The sequence below is a fragment of the Croceitalea marina genome, from assembly GCF_042684265.1.
Classification (GTDB): Bacteria; Bacteroidota; Bacteroidia; order Flavobacteriales; family Flavobacteriaceae; genus Croceitalea; species Croceitalea marina.
Window position 1 is genome coordinate 55,709 of sequence record NZ_JBHULB010000007.1, and the last position, 18,756, is coordinate 74,464.

The window sequence follows — 18,756 nt, forward strand, 5'->3', positions numbered from 1 at the left end:
GGTTCTGCATCAAACCTAAAGACAATCACCATCAATACCTTACAGATATCCGTAAAGCAAAAAAGAACAGCTTTTGAGCTGTTCTTTTTTCGTGTTTATAGTTTAAATAATGGTTAATCTTCCCAGCCACAAAGTGTTCTTTTCATTTCTTTTGCTTTTTTCAGTGTGACCTCGAATACTTTTGTAGAGCAACGGGAAAGGCCTCGACAAGACTTTCTGTAGTGGTATTTTTTGCTTCCTTTTCCTTTGCAGATATAGACATTGGTTTCAGTAGTTCCAGTAAAAAAAATTGGCAATAGAAGAAATGCGATAAAGATTGTAATTGTTTTCATGAATTTTATTCTACTGGAACTCGAATTTTAGTTTCATTAATATTCATGCGAGTTTTATTCAAAGTCAAATATTCAGGCTCTTGGCGTTCTCTCTTATAGATTACATTTTCATAAATTTTCGCTTGTTTCACCGCCATTACTTTTATATCGACTTCAATTCCTCGCCATTCATTATCATTCAATAACCCGATATAGAAAGTGCCTTTTATTAATCTATCATTACGACCATAGGCTGCTCTTCCTTTCCCATTGTCAAATTGAAGGAATTGCTGCTTGTTGTAAAATAATTGAGCATTCTGATAATCTGAAATGAAGTAATAGTTTACATCTTCACCTGTTTGGGGTGTTATCAGACTTGAGATTTCACCAACAGCTATGCCTGCGAGTGGCGTTTGATAATACAAATCTGCAACTTTACCCAATGACTTTGTTATTGAGCTTAGGTTTTTCTTATAAGCTTCCCTGGATTCCTGGCCTACGCCAATCCAATAGGCCCATGCCAAAATTTGTTCCTCTTTCATTGCTGTATTGTAGACCGCAGGCAAATCAACCTTAAGAACAGCCCGACTAATATTCTCATTATAAAAAGAGTGAACTGTTTGGGTTTTTTCAAACAACATGATTTCTTCTAATTTTGTAGACTTCAATTCCCTAACAGTTTCTTGATATTTTACAGTTCTATACCCCATTAAACTATCTTGTTGATAGGGAGTATAAACCGTATCTCTTACTATATGCCATTTCCAATTGGTATTAAAGTTTTTAGTAGCTGGACTCACTGGAACTCTATCAATCCGATATCTACAGACCCGATTGGTCAATGAAGAACTATAAAACCGAAACGCATATAGGCCTTTGTTCCTGACCTTGATTCGCTTATCTCTTAAAACCATTGCTTTAAAGGCTGAAAAAACCACATTGTTCGGTAGTTCCACTATTTCAACTGCTTTTATGTGCTTGCCCTGTATCATATTCATATTAAATACAATCTCATCTCCCTTAGCAAAACTGTAAAATACCTCAGCTACTTGGTCAAAACCTAATGATAATGTTGTTTCTGTAACAACTATCCTTTGTTGAGAGAAAACATTGAAGGAAACTACCAAGGCAATTACTAAAAAAACATTATTCATTTTCATAAAAATCAACGGTTTTTAATAAGTCTTCTTCAAACTGATAGATTTCATCAATCGACGCTATAGCATGTCGGGTCTCATCCTTATTTTCGTCAATTATACCCAAGTATTTATTGCCGGAATTAAGGTGTAATCTGCATAAGGGCTTACGATTATTATCATCCAATAAAATACCAAAATACGATTGGGTGTCTCTGTGCACGATACGCTCAACAGAGAGTTTTCTTCTTAAAATAGCCACCACAATTCTATAACCTTCTAATTCTTCCTCGGTGGTTTCAATTTTGCTTACCTCCTCAGGTTCTTGGGTTTCTTCTTGCTGTTGTTCTGCTTCTTTGTTTAATGCAGAATTTAAACGATCATTCACTTTTTCACTTATGGTCTGTGTAAAGGCCTTCCCAACCAAATCAGCAAATTCCCCCATTACTTTTTCGGTAAGTCGGCCAGAATACACATTACCAGCAAATAGTTTTACAAAGTGATATGAAGGTGATTGTAATTCTTCGGCAATCAACTTCTTTATTTCCTTGGTGTACTTTAAGGCACTGGCATTATTTACAATTTTTGCAACATCAAAATTTGATTTATGGAATTTGGAAATTTCATGAATGGTGTGTTCTTTTAGCTTGGCAATGTCAAACTCTAAAAATGGTTTTTCATCCATTTTGTTAGCAGCTTCCAAATCGGTATAAAACCGATATTTAATTCCGTTGGTGAGTAATGCAAAACGGGTTTTTGAAGCATGAAAATAGCGGAACAGTTGTGAGTTGTGCACGTCTAGATTTTCTTTCCAATTTTTGCATTCGATAATGATAATGGGCTGCTCATTTTGAAAGATGGCATAGTCTACCTTTTCACCTTTTTTAAGTCCAATGTCCGCTGTAAACTCAGGTACTACTTCAGTAGGGTTAAAAGTGTCATACCCTAACAGATTTATAAACGGAAGCACAAAAGCGTGCTTCGTAGATTCTTCGGTATCTATTTTGTCTTTAAGCTTGCCAATTTTTTCGGCTAGGGCTTTTAGTTGTGGTTGGAGTTGCATGATTATAGACCTATTTTTTTAGCTTCCTCTTTTTCTATTTCTTTCCATTTTTTATAGTTTGCTTCATCATTGGCTTGTAAAAATGCAGCTGCGACATAACTTGCTTGCGTATAGGCATCCACGTCAGAACCGTTTCTTTTTGCAATTTCATATTGCTTTATAGCATCTTCGGCTACCTGAACTTCAATTTTATTTATTTCTATTTCGGCATGGCTTTCAAGCCCACCTCCATAGAAATATCCAATAAAAACAATGACCCCAATTATTATTAAAACAGCTTTAAATATTTTTTTCATTTTGGTTAATTTTTAGCGGAAATCGCCTCGATAAATATTTTATTGAAGAAAATCGTGATTTCTGTTTCCCTTCCTTTTGAAGTAACATATTCCAGTCCTAGGGCCTCTAATTCTCCAACTACAAAACCTCTTTTGATCAATAACTTTGAATTTGGATTACTCTTTAGGTTCCGAACTTTTTTCAACCAAATATGGTATGGTCCACCAGTAGCAAATCCATATTTTTTAAAGCCATTATTATCTTTAAAGCTTTTCAATTCCTTATATAAAGATTTGAATTCGTCAAATACTTCATTTTGAGTCGATTGAGCAATTAAACAGTTTGCTGCTATTAGGAGTAGAAGAGTCAATATTATTTTTCTTATTTGAGTTTTATGCATTTAATTCCAATTTTTATTACAGTTGTTTACTCTTTCCCATGCCATTGCTGCAGCTCTAGTAGTTATATTTCCAACTTGCGTTATGTGGCCATTTTTCCAATAATATCTTTCCTCATTATATAAAGTATATCTGCCCGAATTTTTGTGTTGACCCTCTCTAACCGCAAGATTGTTTGTAATTCCACAATGTACTCTTAGGTTTCCAACCTTGAAGTAATACTTATAGGTATCTCTTTTTTCTGCCATACTTCAAGATTTAATTTTTACATCCATTTCTATCACATGTGATAGCCTCTGTTGACCTTTCCAGTGACTAGCAGAAGTGTCAAGTCCACATCCTGTCTCTCCACCTTTATTTCCTATATGAACTTCTCCTGTCTCAGTGTTTTTTACAGCCATAATTTTTCGATTTAAGTTTTACTAAACAAACTTAAACTCATTAAAAGACAATCCCTTACAGATATGTGTAAAGGATTAATTTTTCTGTTTAAAAGGAATTAGTTTACTCTAGTAAAATGATTGTATCTACTTTACATAGCCATTTCTCTTTGCATTCGCAATACAATCGGATTTGTTTTTATACCCTTCAGTTGAGGCTCCTACAATATCTCCGTTTGGAGCAGTTCTTCTCCATCTCCATTCTTTTTTTTTGTCTTTGTAAAATTCCCACTTGTCCATAATGTTTAATTTTTAAGATTAATAATACCCAAACCTAAAACCATTCAAAGACAATGCCTTACAGGTATCTGTTAGGGATATAAATTTGTTTGAATATCAGAGAGTTTTCAGGAAAGATTAAGTGTCAAATTTTACCTTCCTTCGCGAGTTTGAAGAGTAGATTTGTGGTATTCTTGGCTTCGTACTCATCATAAAGCCTGCTTATTCTTTTATCAATGGTACTTTCACTATTAGGAGTTCTATTTTCCTTTTTAAACTTATCGGAGACTTCTTTCTTGGTAAGGCCGTTAGCAAGTTCTTTTAAGATAGCGCGGTCAAAATCATCAAGTTCAACAGCATTATTTGCAGCGGTCAAATTCAGTTGTGGCGACACATAGGTTCTATTATGAAATACTTCATTAATGGCATTGACCAACTCCACCATTCCGTTACGGCCCTTACATACATACCCGTTAATTTTATGCTTTTTAAAAAGGGTGTTGATGTGAATGGGATTGTTTTCCATAGAATGGACAATAATTTTCAAATCCGGTTGCAATGCTCTTGCCTCTTTAATGAGTTCGCTGCCGGAAGTCAACTTTCGGTCGACATGGTCCGCCTCAAAAAATAAATCGGTGACCAATAACTCGTAAGGCTCCTTATTTTTTAGGGCTACTTTTAAGCGCGTAAATGCCTTATCACAATAGAACTCGTTTTGCAATTCTTTAATGGCCAATTTTTCATGCAAGGTTTCAGCGATACCTTGGTTTTCACCCTGAAAATCTTCGGCTAATACTACTTTTTTGAACATGGCGTACTATATTACTTAGGGATTCGGATTTCGACCCGAAAGCCTTTTCCTTCTTCTGAATCAAAAGTAATGCTTCCGCCTATGGCTTGAATACGCTTTTCTGTATTCTGTAGGCCATTTTTTCGCAACAACGATGCTTTTGATGCTCCGACCCCATCATCTTCATAGTAAACAGAGAGTTCTTTCTTTTGGTCTCTGAATAAAATCACAGTTTGGTTTGCCCTACTGTGTTTCGCCATATTCATAACCAGTTCTAGTAATACCTTAAAAAGTATCATTTTAGGTTGATGATCTACTAATGACCAATCCAGTTCTTTACCACCATCGAAAGTCATGTCAACTTCGGTAGGTTTCGTATATTCCAAAGTTGCTTTAAGGCTCTTCCAAAAATTAGGCCCTGTATCTACGGCATTGATTTCACGGGAGAAATTTCGAATCTGATTATAGACCGATTCCAATTTATCTAAAATTGCCGATTTATCTGTATCCCGCTGCACCATTAGCATGGCTTGGTTGAGTTTGCCACCATGGTCATCATGCAATTTTCGGGAGAGTTCCGCCTCGGTTTCATGAATCGCTTCTAGTTTTTCAGTTATATTTTTTTGTTTTAATCGTTTGGTGCGTTGTCTAAAACTGTATAATGAAAGCCCAAAAACTGTGGTAATAAAAAGAAAGCTCCCCAAGTATATAATCTTTTGAGTTCTTTGTTGACTTGCTTCCAGTTCTTTTTCAGCATTTTCTTTTTCCAAATGAAGAATAGACTCTTGCTTGATTTTATCATCATACTTATACTTGGCAAATTGGGTTTTGACTTTAAGTTCTTGTTGGTAAAGACTGTCTTGTAAAAAAACATAACGGTCACGAAGTTTTACATTTTTAGGCTCCAAATCCATCAAAAATTTGAGCGCATCTTTTTCTGCTCTTGGGTTTTTTAGCGTTTTTGAGAGTTGTATGACCTTATCAAAATAGGGTTTTGCTTTTTCAGGATTGGCTTTGCTGTAAAATTCTCCCAAATGGGTATAGCTGGCAATTAGTCCTCGTTTATCATTGTTTTGTATCCGTATTTCTAATCCACCCAAGAAGGACTCAGCCTTGTGTTCCTTTCCCGAAAGCCATTTAGCATAGGCAAGGTTATCTAATACCCGGGCGTACTCGAGTTGGTCTTGTCCTAACAAAGAATCTTGGAGAGTATGTTCAAATAATTTAAGGGCATCAGCATAACGAGCACCATCAATATATGTTGCGGCCAGATTATTTTGATAAATCAATCTGTCTTTTTTGGAGATGCTCGCTGTTATCGCTTTGTTATAATATTTTATTGCTTCCGAGTAATTTAGCAGCTTACGATGGTTAGTGGCCAAAAGGTTATAGCATTGGGCAATATAAATAATGTCATCTTTAGGCACTAAAAATTGTAATGCCTCAGTAAGGGTTTCTTTACTACCGAAAAAATCATTGTAATCCTTTTGAATTGTACCCATATTCAAAAGATTTATACCTACCCAACTCAGATTCCCTATTTGTTCATAGAAGCTTTTTGAAAGCGTGTAATTTTTAAAGGCCTTTTCAGAATTATTAGCTATCTCCGTGTAATAGTAACCCATTAGATAATATTGCTTCGCTAAATTGATAATATCATCATTCTTTAAAGCATAATCTATAAGTTCATCATTGTAAATTGACAAGCTATCTTGTTCTTCCAAGGAAAGGTGGAGCATATTTTTTTGATAAAGGACGTGCCCATAAATAGTATCCTTTTCATTTTTCTTCAAATGAAAATATAATCTATTTACCGCTTTGAACCTATCATCAATTGGAAGGTTGGTATCTGTTGAAATATTAAAGTAAAACGAAATGCTGTCACTGATACTTTCGATCTTTGAATCATGTTTCACAGTTTTTGATATGCAAGAAAAACAAAAAGCTATTATAGTTAGCGGTAGTAATTTTTTCAAACCAATTTTTTAAAAAAGCATTTAACCAAAAAAAGAGCCATACTCGAAAGTATAGCTCAAATTAGTAAAAATTATCCTCTTCATTGATTTCCTCCTGGTGGTGGTTTAGGAGGCGGATTACCATCATCTCCTTCTGTTGCTAGGGTTTCATACAAAGATTCGTCTTCAGCGACATTTCCCTTATCGCAGGAGAATAAAAACATATTAAAAACCATTGCCATTAAGGCTATCATTACTTTTTTCATACTATTTGTTTTAAAAAATTGGACATAGGAGTGGCTGTCTGGGATTTTCCCAGATTCATTTTCACCAATTCTATTAGAGTTTGGAGTACTCCGCTTTTTGGAAAGTGGAAATCTTATGCGGCAGCATTCAGCTACTTTCCAATTGGCCAAAAACTGGCCACATTATAGATTTCCGTAAGAATGATTTTTCTAGAAATACTATGTTAGCAATGCATAGTGAATCATTCCTAAGAACAAATTTATATGAGGTAAAATGTTATTTTTATAAGTGATTCCAAGAATTCCGATAGTTCCCAAGAATTCCAGAGAAGTTCCGAAAATTCCAACCAAGCCATGGAGAATAAGACAATCAAAAGCTATCAAAAGGAGATTCTAGCCAAATATAAAAGGGAAAAAGGTGGAGAATTGAGGGGGTATCTTGCTGCGCCAACTCGTAGTCAGATTAGAGATGCTTGTGTTTATTTATTCCATAGGAGAAATGAAAAAAACGACGAATATATTTTAAATCGTTTTTTTCAATTTAAGAACGATGATAATAAGCTCATAGAAATTGAAAATTTTGGAGATGGGAGGTTCAGGTCTATTGAAAATTTTTTAAAAGAAGAAGTTGAAAATACTAGTGTAAGAAACCTTAACCTGATAAGTTGGTTGATAGATTTCAAACCCCGACCTTATGAGGAATATTCAAAATTTGAGAATTCAAATTCTGAAGAGAAACCAGCAGATAAGCCTGAATCTGAAATTAGTGATAAGTTCGATGATGATGACAATAATGATGGACTTAAAATAAATCAAGAAGAAGAAATAGAAGAATTCAAAAGGAAAAAAAGGAAGGAAGAAACAAAAAAGATTGTAATGATAATTGGCATTGTTATCGGAGCTATTTTAACGACAATAGGGATTTTAAAAAACCAATCGGTTACTAATGAAGTTGACGATTTGCCTCCAAATAATGAAGTAATAAATAATACCTCTAATCAATTAGTTAATCCGAGCAGTTGTATGACATGGGCAGATTCCATCTATGTCGAAGTTTCCTGTGATAATGGGCCATTTTCCAGATATGGAACCAAAGTAGATACACTAGACCAAATGAAATTGAAAAAAATGAAAAAAGTAACAGTGGATGCTGCTTATAAGTTTTTTTCAGAATCGAACGAGCCTTTGATTTGGTATTACAAAAAAAGTAGTAGGGAAATCGAATATTTTACAGCACCAGGCTTACATCCAACAAATGGAGAAACTTTGCGTAAAATAACGCCTTATATTATTGAAACTTATGTGCCTATACATTCTAAGAAGAAAAACTCTTTTATAAATCAATAAAAACAAGAATAGTTACTATATCTATTTCTTACAAAACTCTTTGCAGAACGCACCTTGTGTAAAGAGTTTAATTTGCGGCGAGAGTTTTAATATCTTCTTAAAAAGTTCAAAAAAACGATAAGTTCATATATACCCCTTACATTGATTTAACTTTTTCGTTAACAAAATTTGAAATATATTCAGCACCTACCAAAGCCAACCATGACTGAAAACATAAGAAGATTGTTCAAGCAGATGAATCATAATACCAAGGAGGAAGCCTTGGTCTGCCTAAAAAAAGAGTTTAACCTTCAAAATAGGAAATTAATAATAGACGCATGGATTTTAGGTGGACTAATACCCGAGGCCTATCAAGAAAGAACCGTCAAATTGTTTCAAAATCTACTTAGGAAGCAGCAGGCTTTAAAAGCTAAATAAAGGATTTAAAAACCATAGATTAAATTAAGCATTAAAATTTATGTAGTTATTCCCACCTAAAGGCACCTTCCATTAGCTGCATTTCACTGTTCTTGATTCCTATTGTCTTAGCAACATCTTTCCAACATCTAACTGCTGTCAATACTTCACTCAAAATGACATTCATTTCCTCTTCATTTAAACGAAAATATTCCCTCACACTTTTAGCCAAATCAAAGTCCAATGCATTATCATCCATATCGATATTTAACGACAATCCGTCTTTTTCTATAGATGGGTTTAAATCATAGGCTGGAGATAAAATCCAACCCTTATTCGTTAAAATAAAGCCATGGTTTCGCAAATGGTCATCAGTATTTGAAATGGCGATATTGAAGACAATACGTCGCCAGAGCTGGTGCAAGTTGGCTTCCACATCAATTCCGTAATTCTCTATAAATTCCACAATTTCAAGATAACTTGGTGCCGCCTCTTTTATGGTATCTTCTGTATTCCCTGTCATGGTCATTGCCGAGGCAAAGTGTATACGTTTCTCCTCTTCCCTATCAAAGCGTTTGGTCAAGAAGGTATGGTACTGGCCGCTAATTTTTTCCACTTTGGATGCTGCCATATCAATGCCTGCAGCTACGGCCAATCGATAGGCCAAAAATTCCCATAGCGCTTTGTCAACGGTATCTGTTTTGGATGGAAACTTTGCAATCCACAGGTTTTTCCTTATATCAAAAACATTGGCCTTGGGTCTGGCACCACCCAATGAGGAACCTGGCGCAATCAATACGGCGATCCATTTTTTCAGCGCTTCATCCTGAGCATCACTTTCCAACTGTTTGACAGCTTCCTGCAAGTCGCCCAAGGATGACCAGGGCGGTGTTGGTGTCTGGGCATCGTTATCCAAAAACGGACCTTCCAAGTCGGTCTTAAATCGTAAAGCGCCCATTCGGCTTTCATCAAAAACACCTAGTAGATAATCAATTTCGTAAAGGGTTTTTAGCTTTTCATTTTTCGCCCGAGCATCTTGTGCAGCCCTGCGTTTCATCAGGGTTTTGCCCCAAGTATCAGGCATACTGTCTAGAAAAATGCCAAAATTCTCTTTGTTGGTAGGAAACTGTGGCCCGGAATAAAACTCAATGTCAGGGTCGAGCAAACGCTGTGCATCGGTTTTTAACCAGGTTTTATCGTATTCAAAACTGAAGGCTTTCTTTCCTTTAGCGAAATGCGCCGATAGCGTACCGATGAGCGTTGGTTTTTCTAAACCGTCCCAATCTGCAAAAACATATATGTCAAACTTTCCTTCTGCCATTATTATAATAAATCAAGGTCTTGCAGTTTTCTTCCGAATTCATCGTCTACTGCTAGCTTTTTGAAGTCCTCTTCAAGATTCAATACTCTAAACACATTGAAGTAAGAACCTATAGCAACCCTTGGGTCGCCCTTTTCTATTCTATACAATGTAGTTCGGTTAATTCCCGCGCGTTCGGAAACCTGCTCGGTCGTAAGCTTTCTTCGCCTTCTCGCCAACTTTATATTCTCGCCCAACCGCTCAAAAATCTTATGGTACTTTGGCAATAGAATAACCTTCTTAGGATTCATTTTGTTGTATATTTTCAACAAATTTAATGTTTTTGTTGATATTATGCAACATTTATGACGATTCAATAGTATGCACAGCATTTTCAATCCAGACCACCATTTGTCCATTTCCATGGGCGTACCCCATATGTTTCGATTCCGACCGCCCAATGATTATACCCTAAGCGAAATTGAAGAAAACTACATTTGGTTTTCTGACAGGGATTCGTTGAATGACGAAATGGATTCAAATCCAGAATTTGTGAAGCTTTCAACCAATCTAGATGAAATTAAACTATTATACGATACCATAGCAGCACATATCCTGGACCCAAGAACAAAAAAGTATTTTGATGAACACATGACCGAAGAAACTCTTCAGGAATTTGCTTCTTCAAAAATCAAACCCTTTATATCGAGTTTTGGCATTGCCTGCTTTACGATGTACCCGATGAACGCAAAGCTATGGGAAATCTATGCAGATAATAACCAAGGCGTCTGTCTTCATTTTGATAGTAGCAATGACCCTAAATTTTTCCATAACATTCTTCCAATCCATTATGTCTCCGGGCTAAAGGAGCATGAATACAACCCTATTTCGCAACCCAACCATATTGTCGATTTGTTCTACAAAAAGACAAAAGAATGGTCCTATGAGAAAGAGCTTCGCCTTCTAAAAGAGAAAGCTGGAAGGGTTTATTATAAGCCAACTTCTTTGCTGAATGTGCTTATCGGTCGCGATGCCAAATCAGACTTCGTAAAAGAAGTTGTGAACGCAGTCAAACAATATCACAAACATGTAAAAGTTTTTCAGGTAGCAGGGCCAGTATCGATAGGTAAACTTTCTTACAGACCTTTATATATTCCAGAATAAGAATCTAACGGGTTTAGTCGTCATTCCAAGCACAAGTTGCACCACCTTCTAAACTAGTATTTGACAACACCCCTAATACCAATAAATTAGAAATGAGTCATTATCGTAGTTTATGACTATCAATTCTTCATCAAGAAAAATTGATTCCGTTCTTACCTCTTACTACCTGTATACCAAAATTTTATGAATAATCTCACTATTACCTTTTGCCTAATTCACACTAAAGCGCATTTAAAAAGGGTTACCCTACCGAACAAAATTTAGAGCCTTTAAGCCCTAGAAAACAACTTAAATATGACCTCCACACTAACTGTATCAACCTGATACAATTGCAGGAATAGCTAGGAACACAGAAGATGTCAAAATTTTGTTTTTTAAAAATAAATCGTACTTTTACACACTTGAAAAGCGTACACGCGACCGCACAAAAAGTACTATTTCAAGAAATTTAACAAAAATATTAACCTTTTGGTTTTCAATTACTTAGGGTTTTAAAAATACATCGCGGGGTAGAGCAGTAGGTAGCTCGTCGGGCTCATAACCCGAAGGTCGCTGGTTCGAGTCCAGTCCCCGCTACTACATAACCCATTGATTGACAGTATTCTAAAACTGTTGTCAATGGGTTCTTTTTTTGATATATTGCAAAGCGCATACGCTACCGCATACAAACACGGATTGGAAAGGAAAAAATATACGGAACCGAAAATATATCATGGCGGGGATAGTTTTGACCTCTCCAAAAGGTGGTATGTCTACTACTCCTTCGCTAAACCCGACCTTTTAGACAAATTCGGAAATCCCGTTTTGATTCGCCAAACGCCGATAACCATGAGCGTCAATAAAAATTTTAAGTCCAAAGCGGAAAGGTTATTGCACTTGGGGATTATCAAGGAAGTTCTGCTGGAAATGCTGAAAGAAGGGTATTCCCCTTATAAGGACAAGCTTAAGCTCAACTCAAAATCCTTGGAATATACGGCTGGAGCGGCACTGGATTATGCGTATGGCATAAAGCTCAGTGAACTTTCGGAAACTTCCGTCAAAGATTACAAAAGTCGATATGGCAGGTTTAAAACTTATTTGGATAAAAAGAATCTACTTGACAAAAGTATCCTCAGCATTACCAAACAGACCGTCAACGATTATCTTCAAGGTATTGTCAAAACGTCCAGTGCAAGAAATCGGAATAACACGCGTATTGTATTGAGTTCCCTATTTGGTGAACTTGAAAACAACGAAATCATCCCAAGAAATTTTATCGAGAACATAAAGGTACTTAATACAAAGTCAGTGAGCCATAAGACTTACTCCCTAGAAGTTTTGGAAGGTTTGTTTGCCTATATGAAGAAAAACGACCCCATTCTGTTGCTTTTCGTGAAGTTTGTTTCTTATAATTTTTTACGCCCAATCGAGGTATGTAGACTAAGGGCCAAGGATATTTTTCTATCTCAAAAACTATTGCGCGTTCAGGCAAAGAACAAACCTGAAAAGACTAAAATAATACCTGACATAGTTCTTCGCGAAATTCAAGATTTTGACTTCTCAATTCAAAACCAATTTTTATTTACTCCAACTGGTATCGGAGAATGGGAAGCTACGGAATCAAGTAGAAGGGATTACTTTACAAAACGGTTCTGGAAGCTCAAAAAGAAATATAACGAATATCTACTTACAAATGGGAAAACTCTGCAATTGGGAAGTGAATACACCATCTATTCCTTTAGGCATACTTTTATCACACTGCTTTTTAGAAAGTTCAGAAAAGAATTTACGTACACCGAAACATGTGACAAATTGATGCTGATTACAGGTCATTCTACCTTAGATGCGCTTAAGTCTTATTTGAAGGACATTGATGCGGAACTCCCAGAGGATTATAGTGGTTTGTTATCACTTAACTAGTTCTAGACCAACAAACGTAAAACAATGTTGTTGTTAGACCTAAACTTAGCGATAACTGCTAAATTCATTATTTGTTCAAATGTAGCTTACCCATAGAAAGGAATAGGTTTCTATAATGTTTTTTTAGTTTTTCTCTTTCAGTCATGGGTTTTGGTTTATGGTCAGGACGTGCCTTAGCTATCTTCTGGGATAGAATAGCTTCCATATCCTCTACGGATAAGCTATCCACCAGGGCATTTAACAATTTTTCGCTGACCAGGCTTCCTTCCATGACGCACTATAACCTCCTTTTTTTTCTTTTCTTCCTTCGCTTCCAACGGTCAAAATCCTCCAGCTCCATTTTGAAAGGAGTGAAAGGTTCATCATCTAGGCCATCTTTTTGAGTGCCTCCCAAATCGTATTTTGGTTTTTCACTAATTTGGATTGTCCCTCTCGTAGCATCTTTTGTTTCTCCGCCAACGTTCCTTGATGAGCCTGTATCTTGAGCAACAGCTCCTTTATTTCCTTGTTCTGGATGATTATTTTCGAGAATAACTGTACGGTCTCTGATTTGTTCATAATCAATTTGTTTTATGATGTTGTTCCATGAATATTTTCGGCCCAGACTGCTCCCCTTATAAATCACTCCTTCATATTTAAAGGAGATACCGGAGACCCTTCCCGTGGTCTTGCTTATATTGAACTTTGGCCAAATATTTTTTGAATGCAATTGATGGATGAACTCCTCCGTCGTTTCTGAGTGTTTCAATGCCTCTCTCAGTTGCTGTTGAAGTATACTTTTTATCGGTGCGTTACCGGTCCGAAGCGATTTCTCGATTTCCTTTTGAGTGAGTGCCACCGTTCGCTCCAAAGTTGCGTCCGGTAGCTCTGAAAGACCATATTTCTTTTCCAGTTTTCGTACCAAACGTTCACTACGCTCATAATCGTTGCTATCGCTGACCAGCGCCCCGGATAGTTTTACCCTGTTGGCAACGATATGAATGTGTTGGTGGCTTTGGTCGTCATGGCGGTACATGATGTATTGGTTGTCATCGAATCCCATTCCCTTGAGATAGTCAGATCCCATCGAAACGAATTCCTTGTCACTCATTTTTTCATTCGGCGGAAGGTTCAAGGAAACATGATATACTGCTTTGCTTAATCTGGGGCGTAACTTTCTGACCACATTGAACTCCTTGGTCATCTCCACCGTACAGTCCAAATCGATGTTTGCGTCCAGCACAACGGCCTCGCCCTGTTCTACCTTTTTTTGGTTGTAGGCCAACAGTCCGTAAAAATCCCTGCCCTTTATCTGTTTGGCTATCATTTGTTCTTGATATTAGATTTTAGTTCATGTAACATTCGTCTTACCTCTGCAAGTTGCTGGTGCAGAATTTTAGGCGAGTGCATACGCAAATGGGAATTTTTCGTAAGCTGATTAATGTTATTTCCTATCCGGCTCAGCTCGACGAAAAGTCTTCTATCCTCCGGTGTTATTTTGGTCCTGGGAAGCGGTCTGCCCGTGACCCTTTTTCGGATGTAGTCCGGTATGCCCATGCCCAACGTGGCCGCATTTCCCGAAACAATCAAGTATTCGTTGATCGTCATACGCACATTGACCCGTATCGCTTTTAGTGATTCAATATCCTTTTTTGGCCGCGCCATAATTCTGGGGTTTGGGGAGGATCACCAACAAGCCTCGCGAACGAAGTGAGCGGTTTTTGCTTGCAAAAACATGGCTTGCTACGTGACCTCCGATTAACTTAGGCCAAACCTAAAACATATCGCAAGTCAAGAGGGGCTTTGGCGTACATGGAGTGTTGTACGGTAAATGGATTCAGCAAAGTTGTACGTCTTCGAACAAGATTTCAAGGGAAGTTTCGGCTTCGGGAACTTCAAAGTACCTGTGGGATTCCAATACAAGGTGTTGTAATGCGGTCCTGTAGCGTGCCTTGGCATGGGAATTGTCCTCATAATAAGTGCACGGGTCTTTAGGATGCACCTCCGTGGGCGTAGTAAAGGATTTTACATCCCTGTTCATATACTCGAACCTTTGGGAAGCCCTTCTGTGGATTCCATCAAGGGTAAGGTCATCTGGGTATTTCGGGACATTGAAATATAGTTCTTCCAAGATTACGATAAAGGATCGCCTACGGGAAAGTTTCGGCTTTTGTGAAGCGATGCCGATTGCTTTTTCAAGATCTCGCACCAAACGTTCGGCCAATATTATCTGTGATCGAGAATACTGTTTCCCATTGATTTCCGGATGTTCTTCCTTGGCCAGATATTCCAGATACTTGAGCAGTTTTTCGGATGGAATCATAACTTTGGACCGCCCCTGCGTTTGTTTATGGTTGGGACATTCTCCAAAGCATTTTTCAAGGCCGTGCTAAGTTTTTCAGACCGCAAGGAGAGACCCAACAGGTGCTGTTGCGTTATCGAACCCGCCAACAAATAATCCGGAATGGTAGTCTTATCTGGCCACAGCTTGGCCTTGACAATAAGATGCAACAATAGTTGTTCATGTGCATCGAGATTATAGCTGGAATTTTCCAATTCCTTGCCAAAATTTTTGAGATAAACCTCGGAGCGCAGTTTCTTTTCTTTCACGGTTTTCTCCACATTTTCCCATCCGACCTTCATTGATAAATGTGCGGCCAAATAAGCCACAGAGAATCGGCCATATTCCCATTTTCGGTACGAGGTGGTCTGGTCCAGCAGCTCCATCTCCACAAAATCAACCAGCAGTTCATTGGACAGCGGCTGTTTCAAATCATATTCGATATTTTGGAATGATTCCAACTGTGATTTCGCAGAGCCATTCAGATTGTTCATTAGATGTCTTGCAAATGTTTGGGACAGGTCGAACAGCGGTTGTTTACCTTCCAGAATTGCCTTTAAAAGCAGCTCCCTTTGTTTTTCAGGGACTTCATCATAATGAAGCCCATAAGTAAAGATGACAGCGATGAGGGTCTTCAGTTGATCCTCCGAAAGTGTAAATCTATTGTGGGAAGGGGAAGTATTATCCAGCTCTCTGATGACCCCCTTAAATGACTGTCGGCCGATGGGCCGACCGAAATCCAATACTTTGTTCATGGTTTCAGACATAGTATAAAATTAATCAATGAAACGGGATAGATTCAAAAATTCGATCACATTATATTCGATCTTCTCTAAATTGCCTTTTTCTTTTTTTCGGCAAATAAGATACCAATAATAGAAAGGTGGTCTTATATATCCTAATTACTTCCGAGACGTAATTTATCTCCTCCCTAGTTAATTTTGGCATCGTTTACTTAGACTTGGGTTTTTCAATAGAGAATAGAATTAATGGAACAATGGCCATTAATGTAAAAATAACCAGAGTGAATATTCTTATCACAAAAACCACTTTAGTCTCTTGAACGTCCAATTTTGCAAAAAGCGGCACTATGAACGAAAACAGAGATATAGACAGTAGTAAAGCCATTACGCTTAAATACTTCTTCGAACTGACCTTCATAATTTTTCCCATTTTGTTTACAAATTGATTATTGTCAGATAAACCCGGTAACCTCACAAAAATTAATCATGTGATTCTTTGTTATTACTTTTTAATATATAAAGTTATGACCAAAACCTTTCCTGACTATTCTCAACTTTTAGGTTTTGGAAATTCCAGTTTCATTCTCCAATCCAAGGCGTTCATTCTTTGTAAAAAGGCTTGGATTCCCTTGACCAAATCTTCATAGGCTGGGGAATCTCCATAAATCATCTGCTCCTGCATTGTTCTATAATCCGACTTCCATGCTTCGTCAAAATCTTGAGATGGAATGGGCAGTATGTGCTGGGGCTGATGCAGATTATAATCGACTCCACCAAGTTTTGTAAAAACAAACCTATGATTTACAATTATCTCATATAACCCTTTATCGCGGATGGCATTGTTCGCAAATTCCGTTTTCGATAATTGGAAAATATCATAAAGATGACGGCTTAACCTATCAACTCTTATCTTTTCCTTTGGACGTTGGAATTCCTCGTGCAACAAGAACAGTTTTTCCAAAAAAGTCCTTTCGGGAGTTACGGAAGGAACGGATACGGGAGGTTCGACAAATTTTGCATCAGGATATTGTTCGTCTACAAAAGAGTATATCGGTTTAAAATCAAAAGGTTCTCTTAGGGAGCGGCAACCGATCTCGACCTGCACCCTCGGCTGGATATATCCGGGAGATTTCGTGATATAAGGATAGTAGATTTCAATAATGCGCGGATCTTGGTCGCTTGATTCAGCGGGAATGATGTTGAAATCGACATCCTTAAATCCTCTTTGCTTAAATCGCTCTTGTAGCTCCAGATAAAATTCCCCAGAAATATAGGAGCTTGTTTCTTTCCTCAGCTTGGTGAGCTGTTTTTTTGATAATTCCCCGGAATATCCAAAAAATCCACGGTCAACAGCAAGGTCAATGTCCTCGGAGAACCGCTCGATAAGTTTCCATGCCTTGCTTAGCGAGGTCCCGCCCTTAAAGACTAGGTGTTGCGCTATCCCCATTTCAAAGATGATCTTCAATGTCTGAACGACCCACCAGTCCTTTTCAACGGCAAAATCAGGTATTCCCGTTTTGTTCTCAACATTTTTATAAATGGCAAGCCTATCTTCTTCGGGTATATTATAAAATTTCGTTTTATCCATTGTTCAAGCCCTTTTCCATAATCTTCCTAATCCATACCGGTGCCAACGCAATATCGTGAAGTAGGTCTTTTTGGTCTTCTTTTTTCAAAAGGGCCACGATTTTTGCTTCTTCCTCATCTGTCAATCGTCCTTTTCCGATTTCACGAAGGGCCTGTATCGCCAACTTGCTTATTTCTCCCTTGGCCGATAAATTCTTGGGGGTGGTCTTCTTTAATTTTATACTTCGTTTTCCCAGTTTTATCTCCCGGGGAGCTCCGTCTGTAAGAAACACAAGTTTCATGGGAACTTGCGTGCTAAGCCCTAAGGCACTTAAGGCATATACTCCCGTAGGCACTAACCTGATTTTGTCCCTTTTGGCTATGGCCATTGCGATTTCCTCTGCGGTTGGCAATACCTCTCCCGCGTATTCACTTACCTTTGGGCGAACATAGATTCCTTGGGCCACTCTTTTTATAAAGCCTTCTTTTTCGATTCTATGAAGGGCCAAACGTATGGCCTCGGGCGAACCCAATGCCCTAAAATCATCGGGAAACAATAGTTCCCCCCGCTTCTTTTTGGAAACGACCTTTTTTATTTTGGACTCAACACTCTCCATACACGCAAATCTATTTTGTAACAAATTTAGTAAATATTTGTTACAATTTTAATGCCGCAATTATGAAAATAGGGTCGAACAAAATAGTATAACCCATTTGAACCGATAATACGAAAGGAAATGTATGGAATCCCCGTTGGGGACTTCCATACGTTTCCGTTACGTTTCGAGGGGGTTGTGCGAAAGTAAACCGCTCGGCCCCGACATACCGTAGGGATTTCGGAAGGCCGTTAAGGTGCGGCTTTTGTACAACTCCCGCAGAAACAATGGGAAGGGAGAGAAAAAGATGGGTCAATAAAAATGGGGGTTACTATGAACGGTCAAGAATACGACCACGGCCATCGTTTGGCAATACGATATCCCCATGCGGATAATTCCAATGCTCCGAAGAGCCACACCAAATCCTTGATAAAGGGAATACCGACCAATATGAAAAGAAAAAGCAATAACGGTATTCCCAAAAAACGTTTGAGCCTTTGCATGCCCTTGAAAATTATGACCATGAAAATGATAAAACCTAAAAAGGGCAATTTTTGATATAGAATTTCAATGGACAGCATATAGGCTTGGT

25 protein-coding genes and 1 tRNA gene are annotated in these 18,756 nt (G+C 37.8%); 6 read left to right on the forward strand and 20 right to left on the reverse strand.

From position 1 onward, the window contains the following. Positions 1–113 precede the first annotated feature (113 nt). The 10 genes from ACFSQJ_RS04300 to ACFSQJ_RS04345 form a co-directional block, all read right to left on the reverse strand. On the reverse strand, positions 114–332 hold the full coding sequence (locus ACFSQJ_RS04300) for a hypothetical protein (RefSeq protein ID WP_377765843.1): 219 nt from the start codon (positions 330–332) through the stop codon (positions 114–116). A 5-nt stretch (positions 333–337) separates the two neighbouring features. Beyond that, complete coding sequence (locus tag ACFSQJ_RS04305) at positions 338–1,471, reverse strand: hypothetical protein (RefSeq protein ID WP_377765844.1); 1,134 nt, start codon at positions 1,469–1,471, stop codon at positions 338–340. Continuing rightward, positions 1,458–2,510 carry a type I restriction endonuclease gene (locus ACFSQJ_RS04310; protein WP_377765845.1) on the reverse strand — a complete coding sequence of 351 codons (1,053 nt, stop codon included), beginning with the start codon at positions 2,508–2,510 and terminating at the stop codon, positions 1,458–1,460. The genes ACFSQJ_RS04305 and ACFSQJ_RS04310 overlap by 14 nt, the downstream gene beginning before the upstream one ends. A 2-nt stretch (positions 2,511–2,512) precedes the next feature. Further along, on the reverse strand, positions 2,513–2,806 hold the full coding sequence (locus ACFSQJ_RS04315; protein ID WP_377765846.1) for a hypothetical protein: 294 nt from the start codon (positions 2,804–2,806) through the stop codon (positions 2,513–2,515). A 5-nt stretch (positions 2,807–2,811) separates the two neighbouring features. After that, positions 2,812–3,186 carry a hypothetical protein gene (locus ACFSQJ_RS04320; protein ID WP_377765847.1) on the reverse strand — a complete coding sequence of 125 codons (375 nt, stop codon included), beginning with the start codon at positions 3,184–3,186 and terminating at the stop codon, positions 2,812–2,814. After that, positions 3,187–3,432 (reverse strand): hypothetical protein, encoded by a 246-nt coding sequence (locus ACFSQJ_RS04325; protein WP_377765848.1) that lies wholly within the window; start codon positions 3,430–3,432, stop codon positions 3,187–3,189. Positions 3,433–3,711: 279 nt separating this feature from the next. Further along, positions 3,712–3,864, reverse strand: coding sequence for a YegP family protein (locus ACFSQJ_RS04330; RefSeq protein ID WP_377765849.1), 153 nt, complete (start codon positions 3,862–3,864; stop codon positions 3,712–3,714). Positions 3,865–3,988: 124 nt separating this feature from the next. Continuing rightward, positions 3,989–4,654 carry a DNA-binding response regulator gene (locus ACFSQJ_RS04335; protein WP_377765850.1) on the reverse strand — a complete coding sequence of 222 codons (666 nt, stop codon included), beginning with the start codon at positions 4,652–4,654 and terminating at the stop codon, positions 3,989–3,991. An 11-nt stretch (positions 4,655–4,665) separates the two neighbouring features. After that, the gene (locus tag ACFSQJ_RS04340) at positions 4,666–6,549 is read right to left on the reverse strand and encodes a tetratricopeptide repeat-containing sensor histidine kinase (protein ID WP_377765851.1); all 1,884 of its coding nucleotides are present in this window, start codon (positions 6,547–6,549) and stop codon (positions 4,666–4,668) included. Positions 6,550–6,689: 140 nt separating this feature from the next. Then, entirely contained in the window at positions 6,690–6,854 is a 165-nt protein-coding gene (locus ACFSQJ_RS04345; RefSeq protein ID WP_377765852.1) for a hypothetical protein, read from the reverse strand. Between the two features lie 333 nt (positions 6,855–7,187). Here ACFSQJ_RS04345 and ACFSQJ_RS04350 point away from each other — a divergent pair, with 333 nt between their 5' ends. Together ACFSQJ_RS04350 and ACFSQJ_RS04355 are read left to right on the forward strand one after the other, a co-directional pair. After that, positions 7,188–8,180, forward strand: coding sequence for a hypothetical protein (locus ACFSQJ_RS04350; protein ID WP_377765853.1), 993 nt, complete (start codon positions 7,188–7,190; stop codon positions 8,178–8,180). 201 nt (positions 8,181–8,381) lie between these two features. Next, positions 8,382–8,597 (forward strand): hypothetical protein, encoded by a 216-nt coding sequence (locus ACFSQJ_RS04355; protein ID WP_377765854.1) that lies wholly within the window; start codon positions 8,382–8,384, stop codon positions 8,595–8,597. A 46-nt stretch (positions 8,598–8,643) separates the two neighbouring features. Here ACFSQJ_RS04355 and ACFSQJ_RS04360 read toward each other — a convergent pair whose 3' ends face one another. After that, on the reverse strand, positions 8,644–9,897 hold the full coding sequence (locus ACFSQJ_RS04360) for a type II toxin-antitoxin system HipA family toxin (protein ID WP_377765855.1): 1,254 nt from the start codon (positions 9,895–9,897) through the stop codon (positions 8,644–8,646). A gap of 2 nt (positions 9,898–9,899) precedes the next feature. Beyond that, on the reverse strand, positions 9,900–10,187 hold the full coding sequence (locus tag ACFSQJ_RS04365; RefSeq protein ID WP_377765856.1) for a helix-turn-helix transcriptional regulator: 288 nt from the start codon (positions 10,185–10,187) through the stop codon (positions 9,900–9,902). A gap of 70 nt (positions 10,188–10,257) precedes the next feature. Between ACFSQJ_RS04365 and ACFSQJ_RS04370 the strand changes: the two genes are divergently transcribed. The 3 genes from ACFSQJ_RS04370 to ACFSQJ_RS04380 all read left to right on the forward strand — a co-directional run bounded on the left by ACFSQJ_RS04370 (position 10,258) and on the right by ACFSQJ_RS04380 (position 12,939). Next, on the forward strand, positions 10,258–11,040 hold the full coding sequence (locus tag ACFSQJ_RS04370; RefSeq protein ID WP_377765857.1) for a DUF2971 domain-containing protein: 783 nt from the start codon (positions 10,258–10,260) through the stop codon (positions 11,038–11,040). A 503-nt stretch (positions 11,041–11,543) separates the two neighbouring features. Then, positions 11,544–11,616 (forward strand) — tRNA-Met (locus ACFSQJ_RS04375). 42 nt (positions 11,617–11,658) lie between these two features. Continuing rightward, complete coding sequence (locus tag ACFSQJ_RS04380) at positions 11,659–12,939, forward strand: tyrosine-type recombinase/integrase (protein ID WP_339337100.1); 1,281 nt, start codon at positions 11,659–11,661, stop codon at positions 12,937–12,939. Positions 12,940–13,006: 67 nt separating this feature from the next. On the opposite strand, the gene ACFSQJ_RS04385 is transcribed toward ACFSQJ_RS04380, so the two are convergent. From ACFSQJ_RS04385 to ACFSQJ_RS04420, 8 genes are all read right to left on the reverse strand, one after another. Beyond that, complete coding sequence (locus ACFSQJ_RS04385) at positions 13,007–13,210, reverse strand: hypothetical protein (protein WP_339337101.1); 204 nt, start codon at positions 13,208–13,210, stop codon at positions 13,007–13,009. Positions 13,211–13,216: 6 nt separating this feature from the next. Next, positions 13,217–14,245, reverse strand: a complete 1,029-nt coding sequence (locus ACFSQJ_RS04390) for a relaxase/mobilization nuclease domain-containing protein (RefSeq protein WP_339337102.1) — start codon at positions 14,243–14,245, stop codon at positions 13,217–13,219. Beyond that, entirely contained in the window at positions 14,242–14,583 is a 342-nt protein-coding gene (locus ACFSQJ_RS04395) for a plasmid mobilization protein (protein ID WP_339337103.1), read from the reverse strand. The genes ACFSQJ_RS04390 and ACFSQJ_RS04395 overlap by 4 nt, the downstream gene beginning before the upstream one ends. Positions 14,584–14,755: 172 nt before the next feature. Further along, positions 14,756–15,241, reverse strand: a complete 486-nt coding sequence (locus tag ACFSQJ_RS04400; protein ID WP_339337104.1) for a hypothetical protein — start codon at positions 15,239–15,241, stop codon at positions 14,756–14,758. Then, positions 15,238–16,026 (reverse strand): hypothetical protein, encoded by a 789-nt coding sequence (locus ACFSQJ_RS04405; protein ID WP_339337105.1) that lies wholly within the window; start codon positions 16,024–16,026, stop codon positions 15,238–15,240. The genes ACFSQJ_RS04400 and ACFSQJ_RS04405 overlap by 4 nt, the downstream gene beginning before the upstream one ends. Positions 16,027–16,210: 184 nt before the next feature. Next, the gene (locus tag ACFSQJ_RS04410; protein ID WP_377765858.1) at positions 16,211–16,420 is read right to left on the reverse strand and encodes a hypothetical protein; all 210 of its coding nucleotides are present in this window, start codon (positions 16,418–16,420) and stop codon (positions 16,211–16,213) included. Positions 16,421–16,552: 132 nt separating this feature from the next. After that, entirely contained in the window at positions 16,553–17,590 is a 1,038-nt protein-coding gene (locus ACFSQJ_RS04415) for a nucleotidyl transferase AbiEii/AbiGii toxin family protein (protein ID WP_192462272.1), read from the reverse strand. Then, complete coding sequence (locus ACFSQJ_RS04420; protein WP_339337106.1) at positions 17,583–18,185, reverse strand: DUF6088 family protein; 603 nt, start codon at positions 18,183–18,185, stop codon at positions 17,583–17,585. Before ACFSQJ_RS04420 ends, ACFSQJ_RS04415 begins: the two co-directional genes overlap by 8 nt. A 312-nt stretch (positions 18,186–18,497) precedes the next feature. Here ACFSQJ_RS04420 and ACFSQJ_RS04425 point away from each other — a divergent pair, with 312 nt between their 5' ends. Further along, positions 18,498–18,722, forward strand: coding sequence for a hypothetical protein (locus tag ACFSQJ_RS04425; RefSeq protein WP_339337107.1), 225 nt, complete (start codon positions 18,498–18,500; stop codon positions 18,720–18,722). Positions 18,723–18,756 lie beyond the last annotated feature (34 nt).

What these genes read in the sequence shown, in the direction of transcription:
- ACFSQJ_RS04300 (WP_377765843.1), bottom strand. Translation starts at nt 332, where the DNA reads ATGAAAACAATTACAATCTTTATCGCATTTCTTCTATTGCCAATTTTT.
- ACFSQJ_RS04305 (WP_377765844.1), bottom strand. Translation starts at nt 1,471, where the DNA reads ATGAAAATGAATAATGTTTTTTTAGTAATTGCCTTGGTAGTTTCCTTC.
- ACFSQJ_RS04310 (WP_377765845.1), bottom strand. Translation starts at nt 2,510, where the DNA reads ATGCAACTCCAACCACAACTAAAAGCCCTAGCCGAAAAAATTGGCAAG.
- ACFSQJ_RS04315 (WP_377765846.1), bottom strand. Translation starts at nt 2,806, where the DNA reads ATGAAAAAAATATTTAAAGCTGTTTTAATAATAATTGGGGTCATTGTT.
- ACFSQJ_RS04320 (WP_377765847.1), bottom strand. Translation starts at nt 3,186, where the DNA reads ATGCATAAAACTCAAATAAGAAAAATAATATTGACTCTTCTACTCCTA.
- ACFSQJ_RS04325 (WP_377765848.1), bottom strand. Translation starts at nt 3,432, where the DNA reads ATGGCAGAAAAAAGAGATACCTATAAGTATTACTTCAAGGTTGGAAAC.
- ACFSQJ_RS04330 (WP_377765849.1), bottom strand. Translation starts at nt 3,864, where the DNA reads ATGGACAAGTGGGAATTTTACAAAGACAAAAAAAAAGAATGGAGATGG.
- ACFSQJ_RS04335 (WP_377765850.1), bottom strand. Translation starts at nt 4,654, where the DNA reads ATGTTCAAAAAAGTAGTATTAGCCGAAGATTTTCAGGGTGAAAACCAA.
- ACFSQJ_RS04345 (WP_377765852.1), bottom strand. Translation starts at nt 6,854, where the DNA reads ATGAAAAAAGTAATGATAGCCTTAATGGCAATGGTTTTTAATATGTTT.
- ACFSQJ_RS04350 (WP_377765853.1), top strand. Translation starts at nt 7,188, where the DNA reads ATGGAGAATAAGACAATCAAAAGCTATCAAAAGGAGATTCTAGCCAAA.
- ACFSQJ_RS04355 (WP_377765854.1), top strand. Translation starts at nt 8,382, where the DNA reads ATGACTGAAAACATAAGAAGATTGTTCAAGCAGATGAATCATAATACC.
- ACFSQJ_RS04360 (WP_377765855.1), bottom strand. Translation starts at nt 9,897, where the DNA reads ATGGCAGAAGGAAAGTTTGACATATATGTTTTTGCAGATTGGGACGGT.
- ACFSQJ_RS04365 (WP_377765856.1), bottom strand. Translation starts at nt 10,187, where the DNA reads ATGAATCCTAAGAAGGTTATTCTATTGCCAAAGTACCATAAGATTTTT.
- ACFSQJ_RS04370 (WP_377765857.1), top strand. Translation starts at nt 10,258, where the DNA reads ATGCACAGCATTTTCAATCCAGACCACCATTTGTCCATTTCCATGGGC.
- ACFSQJ_RS04380 (WP_339337100.1), top strand. Translation starts at nt 11,659, where the DNA reads ATGGGTTCTTTTTTTGATATATTGCAAAGCGCATACGCTACCGCATAC.
- ACFSQJ_RS04385 (WP_339337101.1), bottom strand. Translation starts at nt 13,210, where the DNA reads ATGGAAGGAAGCCTGGTCAGCGAAAAATTGTTAAATGCCCTGGTGGAT.
- ACFSQJ_RS04390 (WP_339337102.1), bottom strand. Translation starts at nt 14,245, where the DNA reads ATGATAGCCAAACAGATAAAGGGCAGGGATTTTTACGGACTGTTGGCC.
- ACFSQJ_RS04395 (WP_339337103.1), bottom strand. Translation starts at nt 14,583, where the DNA reads ATGGCGCGGCCAAAAAAGGATATTGAATCACTAAAAGCGATACGGGTC.
- ACFSQJ_RS04400 (WP_339337104.1), bottom strand. Translation starts at nt 15,241, where the DNA reads ATGATTCCATCCGAAAAACTGCTCAAGTATCTGGAATATCTGGCCAAG.
- ACFSQJ_RS04405 (WP_339337105.1), bottom strand. Translation starts at nt 16,026, where the DNA reads ATGTCTGAAACCATGAACAAAGTATTGGATTTCGGTCGGCCCATCGGC.
- ACFSQJ_RS04410 (WP_377765858.1), bottom strand. Translation starts at nt 16,420, where the DNA reads ATGAAGGTCAGTTCGAAGAAGTATTTAAGCGTAATGGCTTTACTACTG.
- ACFSQJ_RS04415 (WP_192462272.1), bottom strand. Translation starts at nt 17,590, where the DNA reads ATGGATAAAACGAAATTTTATAATATACCCGAAGAAGATAGGCTTGCC.
- ACFSQJ_RS04420 (WP_339337106.1), bottom strand. Translation starts at nt 18,185, where the DNA reads ATGGAGAGTGTTGAGTCCAAAATAAAAAAGGTCGTTTCCAAAAAGAAG.
- ACFSQJ_RS04425 (WP_339337107.1), top strand. Translation starts at nt 18,498, where the DNA reads ATGAACGGTCAAGAATACGACCACGGCCATCGTTTGGCAATACGATAT.